The 13,376-nt window shown below is 69.7% G+C and carries 10 protein-coding genes; 3 read left to right on the top strand and 7 right to left on the bottom strand.

Annotated elements, in window-relative coordinates; all coding sequences use genetic code 11:
• Nucleotides 1-435: 435 nt before the first annotated feature.
• Nucleotides 436-810, top strand: a complete 375-nt coding sequence (locus HUA76_RS33505; protein WP_174463125.1) for a DUF488 domain-containing protein — start codon at nt 436-438, stop codon at nt 808-810.
• Nucleotides 811-891: 81 nt separating this feature from the next.
• Here HUA76_RS33505 and HUA76_RS33500 read toward each other — a convergent pair whose 3' ends face one another.
• From HUA76_RS33500 to HUA76_RS33490, 3 genes are all read right to left on the bottom strand, one after another.
• Nucleotides 892-4,035: a multidrug efflux RND transporter permease subunit gene (locus HUA76_RS33500; RefSeq protein WP_174453524.1), complete on the bottom strand. Its 3,144-nt coding sequence runs from the start codon at nt 4,033-4,035 to the stop codon at nt 892-894.
• A gap of 76 nt (nt 4,036-4,111) precedes the next feature.
• On the bottom strand, nt 4,112-5,260 hold the full coding sequence (locus tag HUA76_RS33495) for an efflux RND transporter periplasmic adaptor subunit (RefSeq protein WP_371745465.1): 1,149 nt from the start codon (nt 5,258-5,260) through the stop codon (nt 4,112-4,114).
• Entirely contained in the window at nt 5,248-6,624 is a 1,377-nt protein-coding gene (locus HUA76_RS33490; protein WP_174463124.1) for a TolC family protein, read from the bottom strand. The genes HUA76_RS33495 and HUA76_RS33490 overlap by 13 nt, the downstream gene beginning before the upstream one ends.
• A 116-nt stretch (nt 6,625-6,740) precedes the next feature.
• Here HUA76_RS33490 and HUA76_RS33485 point away from each other — a divergent pair, with 116 nt between their 5' ends.
• Nucleotides 6,741-7,193: a MarR family winged helix-turn-helix transcriptional regulator gene (locus HUA76_RS33485; RefSeq protein WP_174463123.1), complete on the top strand. Its 453-nt coding sequence runs from the start codon at nt 6,741-6,743 to the stop codon at nt 7,191-7,193.
• Between the two features lie 86 nt (nt 7,194-7,279).
• On the opposite strand, the gene HUA76_RS33480 is transcribed toward HUA76_RS33485, so the two are convergent.
• Complete coding sequence (locus tag HUA76_RS33480; protein WP_174453527.1) at nt 7,280-8,311, bottom strand: cell envelope biogenesis protein TolA; 1,032 nt, start codon at nt 8,309-8,311, stop codon at nt 7,280-7,282.
• A 244-nt stretch (nt 8,312-8,555) separates the two neighbouring features.
• On the opposite strand from HUA76_RS33480, the gene HUA76_RS33475 reads away from it, so the two are divergent.
• Nucleotides 8,556-9,383, top strand: coding sequence for a 2-oxo acid dehydrogenase subunit E2 (locus HUA76_RS33475; protein ID WP_174463122.1), 828 nt, complete (start codon nt 8,556-8,558; stop codon nt 9,381-9,383).
• 42 nt (nt 9,384-9,425) lie between these two features.
• Here the strand turns inward: HUA76_RS33475 and HUA76_RS33470 are convergent, their stop codons facing one another.
• From HUA76_RS33470 to HUA76_RS33460, 3 genes are all read right to left on the bottom strand, one after another.
• Complete coding sequence (locus HUA76_RS33470; RefSeq protein ID WP_174453529.1) at nt 9,426-10,412, bottom strand: zinc metalloprotease HtpX; 987 nt, start codon at nt 10,410-10,412, stop codon at nt 9,426-9,428.
• Between the two features lie 280 nt (nt 10,413-10,692).
• Nucleotides 10,693-12,126 (bottom strand): HTTM domain-containing protein, encoded by a 1,434-nt coding sequence (locus tag HUA76_RS33465; RefSeq protein WP_174463121.1) that lies wholly within the window; start codon nt 12,124-12,126, stop codon nt 10,693-10,695.
• Entirely contained in the window at nt 12,119-13,342 is a 1,224-nt protein-coding gene (locus HUA76_RS33460) for an imelysin family protein (RefSeq protein ID WP_174453531.1), read from the bottom strand. The genes HUA76_RS33465 and HUA76_RS33460 overlap by 8 nt, the downstream gene beginning before the upstream one ends.
• Nucleotides 13,343-13,376 lie beyond the last annotated feature (34 nt).

The raw sequence follows: 13,376 nt of genomic DNA, 5'->3' as shown, positions 1-13,376 counted from the left end.
GTGCTGCCCCGTCCGACCCGCCGCCCGTACCGCTTCGTGCTGCCCCGTCCTGCGTGCTGCCCCGTCCAACCCGCCGCCCCGTCCTGCGTGCTGCCCCGTCCGACCCGCCGCCCGTACTGCCCCGTGCTGCCCCGTCCTGCGTACCGCCCCGTCCAACCCGCCGCCCGTCCTGCGTGCTGCCCCGTCCAACCCGCCGCCCGTCCTGCGTACCACCCCGTCCAACCCGCCGCCCTTGCTGCCCAACCCCTGCGCCGTACCGCCGCGCTTCGATGCGGCATCACATAGCAGGGCGCGTGCCGCATCCTTCGCCTCGCTCGATCCAAGCGTTTCCAAGGACTTGCGACGAAGCCACCGCGAGTGATCCACACAGGTCCGGTAAGAAGTCGGGTGAACCCCTTCCGGAATACGGTGCCCTCGGCACCGGGTTGCCCCTCGATGCCCATCAAGACCCGTCGCTGGTGTGTTCCTGGAGAGCCCGATGATGGCTTGCGTCTCCTCGTCTGCCGCTACAGGCCGCGCGGCCTCCCCAAAGCCAAGGAGACCTGGGACGAGTGGCGCCGCGAACTGGCGCCCAGCCCCGACCTCTTCGAGGCCTTCTACGGCAAGGGCCAGACGCCGATAACCCTCGATTCCTACCGAGAGCGGTACATCCAGGAAATGCAGTCACAGCAGGAAATCATCGCAGAGCTGGCCGCGAGGGTGGACCGGGGAGAGACGGTGACGCTCCTTTGCTCCAAGGACTGCATCCTGGAGCCCGTCTGTCACCGCACGCTGCTCGCGGAGCTCATCGAAGCCGCCCGCCGCTCCTGACCTTCTGGAGCGTGGGCGGCCGCACCGCCGGGACATGGGAGCCAGTGGCTCCCGCGTCCGCCAGCGGTGTCCTTCACGGGCTCACGGCGCGGGAGCCGCCGCCGGGAGTTCGTCGTCCGCCGCTTCCCGCCGGGACTCGCCGCGCACCTTCTGCATCAGCACGTAGAGGCCCGGGATGAAGATGAGGTTGACGATGGTGGACACCAGCATTCCGCCGAACACCGTCGTGCCCAGCGAGTTGCGTGCCGCCGCGCCCGCGCCCTGCGCCGTCATCAGCGGCACCACGCCCAGGAGGAACGCGATGGAGGTCATCAGGATGGGCCGCAGGCGGACCTCGGCGGCCATCACCACCGCCTCCAGCGCGTCCTTGCCGCTCTCCCTCAACTGCTCGGCGAACTCCACGATGAGGATGGCGTTCTTGCTGGCAAGACCCACCAGCATCACCAGACCCACCTGACAGAACACGTCGTTGGCGTACCCGCGCATGAGCTGCAGCGCCAGCGCGCCCATGATGGCCAGGGGCACCGAGAGGATGATGACGAACGGCAGGCTGAAGCTCTCGTACTGCGCCGCCAGCACCAGGAACACGAACAGGAGCCCCAGGCCGAAGATGATGAGCGTCTGACCACCGCTCTCCTTCTGCTCCAGGCTGATGCCCGTCCACTCCGCGCTCATGCCCTGCGGCAGCGTCTCCGCCGCGAGCGTCTCCATCGCCTCGATGGCCTGACCGGAGGAGACGCCTGGAGCCGCCGCCCCGTTGACCTCCGCCGAGCGGAACAGGTTGTAGTGGCGGATGACCTGCGCGGACACCGTGGGCGTCACCTTCACCAGCGACTCGAGCGGAATCATCTCCCCGTTGTCGCTGCGCACGTAGAACGCGCCGATGTCCTGCGGGCTGTCGCGGTACTGCTGCTCGGCCTGCACGTAGACGCGGTACGTCCGGTTCGCGTAGTTGAAGTCGTTGACGTACTGGCTGCCCATGTAGACCTGCATCGTCCCGAAGATCTGCTCGATGGGGATGCCGAGCGCCTTGGCCTTCTGCCGGTCCACTTCCACGTCCAAGAGCGGGGTGTCCGCGTTGAACGCCGTGAGCACGCCGCGCAGCCGTCCGTCCGCGTTGCCCTTCGCCACCAGCTCCTGCGTGGCCGTCGCCAGCTCATCCAGCGTGCGCGAGCCCGCCGTGTCCTCGACGATGTACTGGAAGCCGCCCACGCTGCCCACGCCGCGGATGGCCGGGGGCTGGAAGGGGATGACACGCGCGCCACCGATGCGGCTCAGCGGCCCACGCAGCCGCTCCACCAGCCCCGCGACGGACTGGTTCTTCCCCGGACGCTCCTCCCACGGGATGAGGCTGGAGAACACCGTCGCCAGGTTGGGGCCGGTGCCCTGGAAGGAGAAGCCGCCGATGGCGAACATGGCGCGCACCTCCGGCTGCTGCTTGAGCACCTCCTCCACCTGGGCCAGCACCTTCTCCGACTGGGCCAGCGACATGCCCTCCGGGCCCTGGATGGAGATGATGACGTAGCCCTGGTCCTCGTCGGGGATGAAGGCCGTGGGCGTCACCCGGAACAGCACCACCGTGGCGCCGATGCAGGCCAGGAACGCAACCAAGACGATGAGCGGGTGCTTGAGCAGCGCCCGCAGGCCCCGGCCGTACCAGGCGCGCGTCGCGTCCAGCACCTTGTCCACCCAGCGGAAGAACACCCACTTCTCACCCACGTGGTGCTTGAGCATCCGAGCGCTCAGCGCCGGGGTGAGCGTCAGCGCGCAGAACGTGGACAGCGCCACCGACGCGGCGATGGTCAGCGCGAACTGGCGATAGATGGCGCCCGTCGTTCCTGGGAAGAGGGCCACCGGGACGAACACCGCCACCAGCACGACGGAGATGGCGATGACGGCGCCGGCCACTTCCTTCATGCCCTCGCGCGCGGCCTGTCGCGCTGTCAGGTGCCGCTCCACCATCAACCGTTCGATGTTCTCGATGACGACGATGGCGTCGTCGACGACGAGGCCCGTGGCCAGTGTGAGGCCGAAGAGGGTGAGGGTGTTGATGGAGAAGCCCATCAACTGGACGAAGGCGAAGGTGCCCACCAGGGAGACGGGCAGGGTGAAGGCCGTAATCAACACGCTGCGCCAGCCGTGCAGGAACAGGAAGATGACCAGGATGACCAGGGCGATGGCTTCCACCAGCGTTTGGAGTACCTCGTGGATGGAGGCGCGCACCGCGAGCGTGGTGTCCGTGCCCGTCTGGAACGTCATGCCCGGGGGGAACTGCGCGGACAGGCGCTCCAGCTCCTTGAAGACGCCGTCGCGCACGTCGAGCGCGTTGGCGGTGGGCAACTGGAAGATGGCCAGACCCACGCCCGTCTTCCCGTTGAAGCGCAACAGCGTGCCGTAGCTCTCCGCGCCCAGCTCCACCCGGCCCACGTCCTTCACGCGCACGCTCTTGCCGCTCGCGTCGCGCATGAGGACGATGTCGCCGAACTCCTCCGGGTCCACCAGACGGCCGCGCGCGCGGACCGCGAGCTGGTAGGGCTGCTCTTCACTGGAGGGTGGCTGGCCCACCTGTCCCGCGGCCACCTGGAGGTTCTGCTCCTGGAGCGCGCGCGTCACGTCCTGGGGCGTGAGCTTGCGGCGCGCCAGCTCCGTGGGGTCCAACCACAGGCGCATGGAGAACTTGCGCTCGCCGAAGATGCGGACCTCGCCGACGCCGCGCACGCGCTTGATGGCGTCCTTGAGATTCACGTCGGCGTAGTTGCTGAGGAACTTCGCGTCGTAGCGGTTGTCCGGGCTGGACAGACCCACCGTCAGCAGCATCTGGCTGGAGGCCTTGTTGACGACGATGCCCGTCTGGTTCACCTGAGAGGGCAGACGCGCGGCGGAGCGGCTGACGCGGTTCTGCACGTCGACGGCGGCGACCTCGATGTCGCGCGTGGGCTCGAAGGTGACGGTAATCTGGCTGGTGCCGTCATTGCTGCTGGTGGAGGTGATGTAGCGCATGCCCTCCACGCCATTGAGCTCCTGCTCGATGGGAATGGTGACGGCGCTCTCCACCACCTCGGCGCTGGCGCCCACGTAGTTGGCCGTCACCGTCACCTGCGGCGGTGCCAGGTCCGGGTACTGGGAGATGGGCAGTGTGGGGATGGCAATGGCCCCCACCAGCGTCAGCAAGATGGAGCAGACGATGGCGAAGACGGGTCTGCGGATGAAGAAGTCGACGAACACGGCGTTCAGGCCCTCATTCTCATGGCGGTAGCCGAGCCTCGCGATGCGACTGGCGAGGCCCGGTCCATCCCTTGGCTCAGCGGCTGCCCGCCGTGGCGGCACCGGCCCCGGCGGCCGGAGCGGCGTCGGGGGACTTCACCTTCACGGCCATGCCGTCGCGCAGCGCCTGCAGCGAGGACACCGCCACCCGGTCGCCCTGCTTCAGCCCGCCTTCGATGACGTAGGACAGGTCGCCCAGCGTCCCGAGGACGATGGGGCGGCGCTCCACCACCGTCTTGCCTTCCTTGTCCTGCACCACCATGGCGAAGGGCTGACCACTCAGGCGCACCACCGCGAGCGCGGGAATCTGCAGCGCGTCCCGCTTCGCGTAGACGATGCGCGAGCGCACCAGCTCGCTGGGGCGCAGGCCCACGGTGTTCTGGAAGGCCGCCTTCACCTCCACCAGCTGCGTGCGCGGGTCCGCCTGCGGCGCGACGAAGAACAGGGGGCTGGTGAGCAGCACCTTGCCCTGCGAGTCCAGGACCTCCAGCGCCGTGTCCGGCTTGAGCGCGCGCGCCCGCTCGGACGGCAGCGCCACGCTGACCTCCAGGACATCCGCCTGGGCAATCGTCGTCAGCGGCGTCGTCGCGCCCACGAAGTCACCCATGCGCACCAGCACGTCGCCCACGGTTCCCGCGAAGGGCGCGCGCACGGCGTGGAACTGCAACTGCACCTGGCGCTGGGCCACCTGGGCCGCGGCGGAGCGCGAGGCGGCCTCGGCGGCCTCCACCTGGGCGCGGCCCTGCTCCAGCTCCTGCGCGCTGGCGAGGCCTTCCTTGTAGAGCGCCTCCGTGCGCGCCAGGGTGGTGCGCGCCAGCTCCCGGCTGACGTGCGCGGAGCTCTGCTGCGCCTGGGCGCTGTCGAGCGCGGCCGTCTCCGTGCGGGAGTCGACCTCCAGAATCGGAGCCCCGGCCTCCACCTTCTGACCGGGCTTCACGTGGATGCGGCGCACGTAGCCCGCGACCTGAGGCAGCACGGTGATGTTCTGCCGCGACAGGAGCGAGCCCAGGTACTCCCCGGTGTCCCGCACCTCGCTGGGCGCCAGCGTCAACACCAGCACCTCGCGAGGAGGTGGCGCGGCCGGAGGTGCCGCCTTGCCCGAGCACCCCGCCGCCATCAGCAGGGCGGAACTCCACAACGTCATCTTCAGCGCCTTCAGGGGGCGCACCCGCATCACCAATCGCACCGGGCCTCCGTCAAGAATGCGTCCAGGCGCGCCTGGACAAGCTCGAATTCACGCAGCGCCAGCGTCAGCTCCGCCTGGCGCAAGGCCGCTCCGCTCTGCACCAGCTCCAAGCTGCTGCCGCGGCCCACTTCAAAGGAACGGCGCGTGAGCCGGTCCGTCCGGTCCGCGAGCTCTCGCGACTCGGACGCCGTCTTCACCAGCGCCTGTGCCACCTCGATGCTGCGTCGGGCCTGCGTCACCTCGACGGACACGTCGCGGCGGCTGCCCTCCAGCGTCTCCGCCGCTTGACGTTCGATTCCCTCGCGCTCCTTCACCAGTCCACCGCGCAGGCCGCCTTCCCACAGGGGGACGGACAGCACCGCGGCGATGCTCCATGAAGAGAAGCGCCCGAAGCTCGGGTCCGTCGTCACCGCTTGCAGGTTGCTCGTCAGGCCGAGCGTCGGCAGGTAGCCCGCGGACGCCTGCCGCCGGCTGTCGCGCGATGCATCCACCTGCGCGCGGGCGGCCGCCAGGTCCGGGCGGGTGTCCAGGTCCTCCAGCGGAGTGCACGCCTTGCGCGTGTCCTCCATCAGTCCGCCCAGGTTGAAGGACGTGTCCACGCCCACCGCGTTGCCAAAGCCCAGGGCGATGCCGAGCGCCTCGCGCGCCCGGCGAAGCTGCTCGTCACCGGAGACGAGCGCGCCGCGCGCCAGCGCCACATCCTGGTTCACCCGCACCACGTCGAGCTGGTTGCTCGCGCCCAGGTCGAACGAGCGCGTCGTCAAGGCGGAGCGCTCCAGCGCCTGGAGCAGACCCACGCGGTTGATCTCCGCGGCCCGCTCGGCCGCCACGGTGGCGACCAGCGTGCGGGCAAGCCCCAGCGTGAGGCGGCGACGCAAATCTTGAAGGCTGGCCACCGCGCCGCGCTCGGAGGCGGATGCCGACGACAGGCCTCGCCACGCGCCCACGTCCACCAGCGACTGGCTCAGGGACGCGGAGAGGGTTCCGACAATCGGCGAGGTGGGCGTGCGCCCGTCCAGCGCGGGCGTGGGAAACACGCCCACCGCGGTGTCCGGGTTGAGGAGGTCATGGGCGGCACTCGCCGACGCGCGTGCGTTGGGCAAGAGCGACGCCAGGGCCTGACGCCAGCGCCCCTCGGCGCGTTGGACGCCGGCTTCCGCGGCCCTCAGATTCGTCGAGCGCTCCCGCACGAGCGTCAGCGCCTGCTCCCAGGTGCTCACCTGCTGAGGCGCGGCGGGGACCGGAGCCAACATCGGGTCCTCCACCTTCGGCTGAAAGGGGACAGGGGGAGGAACAGGAGTACTCGGCGCGGCCGGCGTCGAGGCAGCGACGAACGCCAAGAGGAGAGCGGTGGGGGCGGACATACCAATCGGGTAGGTAAGGGTGACTGCAGGTGCGACTCGACTCCCCCCATCCGACGAATTGCGTCAGGCAGATGTAATTGACAACCATTGTAGGCGACAACTATTTCTTCAGAGGAATGACTTTCGCGGAGCACCTCGCCTCGTTGCGTCGCAGCATTCGCCGCCACCTCACCGAGAAGCTCGGGGCGCGGACGACGCGGCCGTTCAATCAACTGCTGGCGCTGAAGGCCATTTCCGAGGGCATGCGAAGGCAGTCCACGCTCGCCGAGCGGCTGATGGTGGACGCGCCCGCGGCGAGCCGGCTGGTGGATCGGCTGGAAGAGGATGGGCTGGTGCTGCGGCAGGCCGGGGAGGACCGGCGCTGCTTCCGGCTGGAATTGACCGCCCAGGGAGAGCGCGAGCTGTCCCACCTGCTCGATGCGCTTCGGGAGCTGGACGGCGAGCTGGGGGAGTACCTTCCGGAGCCCGAGCTGTCGGAGCTGAAGCGACTGATGGAGAAGCTCCAGACGGGCCTGAGCCTGCGGTCAGTCGGTCCGGACGTGCCTGGCACCGACGGCTGCGGCGAGTGAGCGGGGTCTGGAACGACGAAGGGCCCGGCCTCCGGAAGTGATTCCGGAAGACCGAGCCCCTCGGCTCGAAGCGGTGAGGCGGCCTGTCAGGCCTGCTGCGCGGGCTTCGGCTCCGCCTCGGTGGTGGCGGCGGGAGCCTCGGCGGGCGCCTGCTGCGCGGCGGACTGGGCCTCCGATTCGGCGCGCACGCGGGAGGTCTCCTCGGTGCGCTGGTCGCTGGCGGCCATCTCCTCCGGGGTCAGCTCGGTGCGGTCGGCCAGGATGCCCGTCTTCTTCTCCAGGTCCTTGATGGCGCGGCGCATGAGGTCGCGCTCGAGCAGCGTGCGGTTCAGCCGCTTCTCCAGCGCCTTGTACTTGTCCTTCATCAAGTCCAGGTCGCCCTTGGTCGCGGCGTAGACGCGCTGCTGCGTCTCGTTGCGGCCCTTGATGCGGCGCACTTCCTTCTCCAGGTCCACGGCGCGGTTGCGGTCCTTGTTCGCCGCCTGCTCCAGCCGGTCCATCTTCTCGCGGTCCGCCTCGCTCAGCTCGCGGATGACGCGACGAGGAGTCCGGTCCTCGCGAGCGGCCTCGGCCACCGGCGTCACCGACACGGCCGCGGCCACCACCTGCTCACCCTCCTTGGCGGGGGCGGCGATCTGCGGGGCCACCACGGGGGCGGCGGCGGACACCGGGGCGGGGGCCTGCGGCTCACGGCGACGGCCGCGACCACCCTCGGACTCCGCCTTCAGCCGCTGGTTCTCGGTCAGCACCTGCGCGAGCTCCAGCCGGGTCTGCTCCAGCTGCAGCGACGCGTTGCGCTCCACCTCGGCGCGGGCCTTGGCCAGGTCCTGAGAACCCTTGTCGCCCTCCTTCTGCTCGAAGACCTTTCGCTTGGCCTGCTTGAGCTGATCCTTCACTTCCTGGAGCTGGTTTCGCTGCTCATCCAGTTCCTTCTGCTTGCGTTGCAGCTCCGCTTCCGCCCTGGCGCGCGCGGCCTTGTGGTCCGCTTCCAGCTCGACGCGGGGCGTGTTGGAGGAGGAGGAAGAGGACGGGAGCGCCGCCTGCTTCGCGCCGCCGAAGAGGTTGAAATACAGCGAGATGGCGAGCCCGACTGCCAGGGCGATGACCAAAGGAACCACGGGACGACCTCCACGGGAGGGATATGCAAAAAGCGGGGCAGCCTAACCTCCAGCGCGGGCCCGTCAAGAGTGCGCTGGGGGTGCGTCCCCCTTGTACCCCGCCTCCATGCCCTGTTCGGAGGAAGGGTGCACGTGCGAAATCGAAGCCTCCCTTGGAGGGCATTCGTCCAGACGGGGTCTTCCCCGCCCCGCCGGGAGCCGCGATGCTGCGCCGCCCCGAAGAGCCCCGAGGAGCACGTGTGACATGGCTCACCTGGAGCTGAGACCCAAGCAGCGCGTGTCGAGCTTCCGCAAGCTGGCCATTGGCAGCTGGGGGGCGGCGTATGACCCCACCGTCTACGGCACGCTGACGGTGCGCATGGACCGGGCGCTGGCCTACATGGATGCCTTCCAGCGGAGCACGGGCCTGCGGCTGACGGTGACGCACCTGGTGCTCAAGGCGTTGGCGGAGGCGCTGCGGCGCTGCCCGGATGCCAACGCGGTGCTGCGCTTCCACCGAATCTATCTGCGTCAGCGCATCACCGTGTCCGCGCTCCTGCGCTCGGCGGACGCGGCGTCGGGGTGGGCGCCGGTGCGGGTGGTGGACGCGGATCGCCTCGGGTTGCGTGACCTGGTCCTCGCGCTGGACGCGGCGCACGAGGATGCGCGGGTGCGACAGGGCTTCCGGTGGGTGGAGAAGGTGCCCGCGCCGTTGATGCGGCTGTTCACCAGTGGGGTGTCGTTCCTGGCGGTGACGCTCAACCTGGACCTGGGCCGCTTCGGCCTGCCGAGGGATGCGTTCGGCGCCGCGGTCGTCACGGACGTGGGGGAGCTGGGCCTGGACTCGGCCTATCTGCCCCTGGTGCCCTTCACGCGGGTGCCGGTGTTCCTGGCGCCCGGCGCGGTGCGCGACACGCCGGTGGTGGAGGAGGGGAAGGTGGTGGTGGGGAAGGTGATGAGCCTCAACGCGTCCATCGACCATCGCTTCATCGACGGCTTCCACGCGGGTGTGCTGGCCAACACGTTGAAGGAGCTGCTGGAGGACCCCGAGGCGGCGTTCGGTCCGCCGGACGCGGCGGCCTCGGGGGGCTGAGCGCGGGAAGCGATGGGGTGCTCCCCGCGCCCGTTCGTCACGTCAGTACGCGTACTCCCAGCCGCCACGGCCCCCACGGGCACGCGAGCCGCCGGTTCGAGCGCTCATCGCGCGCAGCCGGCGCACCCGCTCTGGAATGGGCGGGTGGGTGGAGAACAGCGCCATGACGCCGCCCCGGTGCAGCGGGTTGACGATGAACAGGTGCGACGTCGCCGGCGCCCTGTCGTATGGCATCACCTCCGCGCCGCGCTCCATCTTCAGCAGGGCATCCGCCAGCGCATCCGGGTCCCCGCTCAGCTCGGCGCCCGTCGCGTCCGCGCCGTATTCGCGCGAGCGGCTCACGGCGAGCTGCAACAGCGTCGCGGCGATGGGGGCGACGAGGAGCAGGCCCAGGTTTGCGAACGCGCCGCCGAGGCCGCCCTCGTCGTCATCGCTCCGGCTGAGCATGGAGCCGCCGAACCAGAAGAGCATCTGCGCCGCGTAGCTGATGATACCGGCCAGCGTGGCCGCCACCGTGCCGATGAGCGTGTCGCGGTTGCGCACGTGCCCGATTTCATGCGCGAGCACGCCCTCCAGCTCGCGCTGGTCGAGGATGTCCATGATGCCCGCCGTCACCGCGACGGCCGCATGTTTGGGGCTGCGGCCCGTGGCGAACGCGTTCGGCGAGCGCGTGGGCAGGATGTAGACCTTCGGCTTGGGCATGCCCGCGCGGGTCGCCAGTCGCTCCACCATCTGATGCAGCCACGGCGCCTGCTCATAGGGCAGTGGCTTCGCGCCGTGGATGGCGAGCGCGATCTTGTCGCTGAACCAGTAGGAGCCGAAGTTCATCACCACGGCGAAGAAGCCGGCGAACATCAGACCCTGGGCTCCGCCCAGTCGCTGGCCGATGACGAGCACCAGCGCGGTGAGGCCCGCGAGCAGCACCGTCGTCTTGAGCGCGTTGCCCAGGCGGTGCCACCCACCGCCGCCGTGCAGCGCCGGACGTCCGCCGCCGTTCCGGGAAGTTTCGTGGGTGCCAGTGAGTGCCATGTCGTCTCGTTCCTTTCCCCCGTTCAGGGGCTTCAGAAACGTAAACAGGCGGGCCGGCTCGTCAACGAAAGCCCCTGGATGTGTCCATGAATCCAGGGGCTTACGTCATCGCTCGGAAGCCAGGCAGGAGAGCGGGCAAGCCGTCGCCCGATAGCGCGCCGCGCGGGCTCGCGAGCCCTCCTATGGCCGGAAGTGTCGTGGCTCGTGGCCCGATGCAGGGGCCGTGCGAGCCTTCGCGGGGACGGTGGGCGCGCCGCGAGCCGAGCACGTCCCGAGGTTGTCAGGGCGAATCAACGCGCGCGGTGCGCAAGGTCGGGCGCAGCCGGATGGGCGGTGAGTCGGGCGCTGGGAGAATCCACGCCTTGGGCGCGAGCCCATCCCGCTCTCGCGCCAGGTCCACGTTTGGATCCACGAGCACCTCCGCGGAGCGCCCGTTCAACGAAACGCGGACATCCGCACGAACCTCCACCGCGCCATGGCCTCGGGACTCGAAGTCGCGGGCGATGTGTCGGGCGAGCTGGAGGATGAGGTCGGGCTGCACGGACATCTCCCGCTCCTGGAGGCGGGTGAGGTGCTCGCTCGGCGAGACGTGCCACTCGCGTCCCGTGCCCGGTGCGCGGACGATGAACGTCACGCTGCCGTTCTTCTCGCGCGCCATCACCCGCCAGGAGAAGCGCATGCCCTGCTCGTGCCAGAGCACGTTGCCGCCGTAAAGGTGCGTGCGCAGCGGGACGGCAAGCTGCACCACGCCGTACGCCACCGCCGCACCGAGCGCCACCCAGGCCTTCCATCCCGGCGACGCGAGCCCAGCGGTGCGGGGAGTCCAGGAGACCGCATCGCGCCATGGCAGTCCGCGCAGACGCGCCGCCAAGCGTCGGGGCCAGGAGGGCTCGAAGAACACGAGCGCCGCCGTCACCATGATGAAGGGGAACATCCCGATGGGGAACAGCACGGAGGTGGCCGCGTGGAACACGATGACCACGACGTACGCGAACGGGCGCAGCCGGCGCGACAACAGGAACGCGACAATGGTGGTGTCGAAGAGGAAGCCGGACCACGCCGCGGCATAGGCCACCCAGCGCTGTTCCAGCAGAGGCCCCACCCACGGCAGGCTCGTTCGGGCCGACAGCCAGATGTTGAGCGGCTGCGCGTGCACCAACCAGTCGGAGGTGAGCTTCGCCAGTCCGGCGAACACGTAGACGACGGTGACCTGGAAGCGCAGCAAGAGCGTGCACCACGCGGGCAGCGTGTCGCTCCGGAGCGCGGGCCTGCGCCATGCGTCGACGGAGAACGCGCGGTGCGCCGGCACGAAGACGAGCAGCCCGAGCAACAGGCTCACCAGGTAGTAGTGGTTCAGGTAGTTGCTGACATCGACGAGCTGCACATACGTGAAGGCCACGAAGAGCAGGACGGCCGTCGCCCGATAGAAGAGGCCCGCCGCGAGGAATGCGCCCAGCAGCGCCAGCGCGGCGAACACCAGGTGCATCCACGGCGCGGGCAGCGACGGCACCCAGTCGAAGCCCCAGTAGCTGAAGTGGAACCGGGGGCGCACGAACAGCACGTCCACCCAGCCATAGGCGAGGAAGCGAATCGACGAGACGGTGATGAGCACCCCGAGCGCCACCCGGAACGCCGCCAGCGCCGCGATATCTCGCGGCGCCAGCAACAGCTTCCAGAGGCGCTCGTTTCGGGAGCCGAGGGCCTGCTCAGTCATTGTCCCCTTCGACGGACTGGGGCAGCTCCAGGTCCAGCACCGTGACGAGCTCCGTCTTGAGCACGTCCGTGACGCCCTTGAACGCGTCATGGAGCGCGCGCACGGACGGCTTGTCCTGGGCCAGCGCCTGCTTCAGGTCCTCTTCCTCGATGGTCGCGAAGGCGGCCTCGGCGGCGACGATTCGCTCACGGAGCTTCTGGGCCAGGGCCTCCGCGCCCGCGGCCACCAGCACGTCATCGAAGCCCGTGCCCGTGTACCCCTCACCGCAGCCCTCCGCGAGCAGCCGGAAGCCCCGGACGTTGGCGCGCAGGTTCGCCTTCGAGCGGTTCGCGAACTGCGACTCGAGGTGCTCAGGGCACGATTCCGTCGAGCACTCCCGCATGCCCAGGGGGCGCGCCAGCTTCAGGTCCTTGCCCTCGCGCTCGAAGTAGAACATCGCGTCGCTCACCGCGTTGAGCGCGGCCTGATTCGTCGGGAACACCGTGTTGCCCGAGCCCGCGGACGCCAACGTGTTGGCGAAGTTGTCCTGGTCCGCTGCCCACGCCTTCACCAACTGCGTGGCTCGCTGATTCACGTCCTGCGCCACCGCGAGCGCATAGGCGCGCTTGCGCGTTGCCCGCTCCGTCGACGACAGCGCCGCCCAGGTGCCCTGCGCGACGATGGGTGAGGTGCCCTGACACGCCGTGTCCTCTCCCTCGTGGAACAGCAGGTACTCCAGCGCGTACAGCCCGCGCCGGCTCACCAGCGACGTCGGGAAACCCGCCGTCTCGTAGCTCTTGCTGACGAGCTGCTCCTCCACCGTGCACCGGCTCACCAGCGGCCACGAGTAGACGTTGTCGCGCAGCTCCGCGCCGCCCGCCGCGCTGCGAGGCGCCGCCGGTCCCACCTGCATGACCTCCGCGACCTGCCAGACGTCCATGGCCGCGTGGAACGCCGCACGCGCCTCCGCCTGCGTCGTGGCATCCGGCTGACCCGCGTACCGCGACACCGCCCCCGTCAGCGCGGTGCTCGCCTCCAGGAACTGCCGCGCCGTCTTCTCCACGCAGGCGCCCGTCGCCTTCAGGAGGTCCGCGCGCGTCGTGTCCGTGCCGCCCGGCCCCGCGTCCTCCTTGCCTTTGTCGGACTCCTTGCAGCCCGGAAGGCAGGTCAGGGCGGTGAGGAGCAGGAGCGCGCTGGTGCGGCGCGCGCGGAGGGGGCCCGGCGACTGGGTCTTCATGAGGGTCTCGATCATCTCGGGGAAGTCAGGGTGC

This window comes from Myxococcus sp. CA056, assembly GCF_013336715.1.
In the GTDB taxonomy this organism is placed as follows: Bacteria; Myxococcota; Myxococcia; order Myxococcales; family Myxococcaceae; genus Myxococcus; species Myxococcus llanfairpwllgwyngyllgogerychwyrndrobwllllantysiliogogogochensis.
The sequence above is the reverse complement of the archived record's forward strand: the minus strand, read 5'-3'. Positions and strand labels throughout refer to the sequence as shown.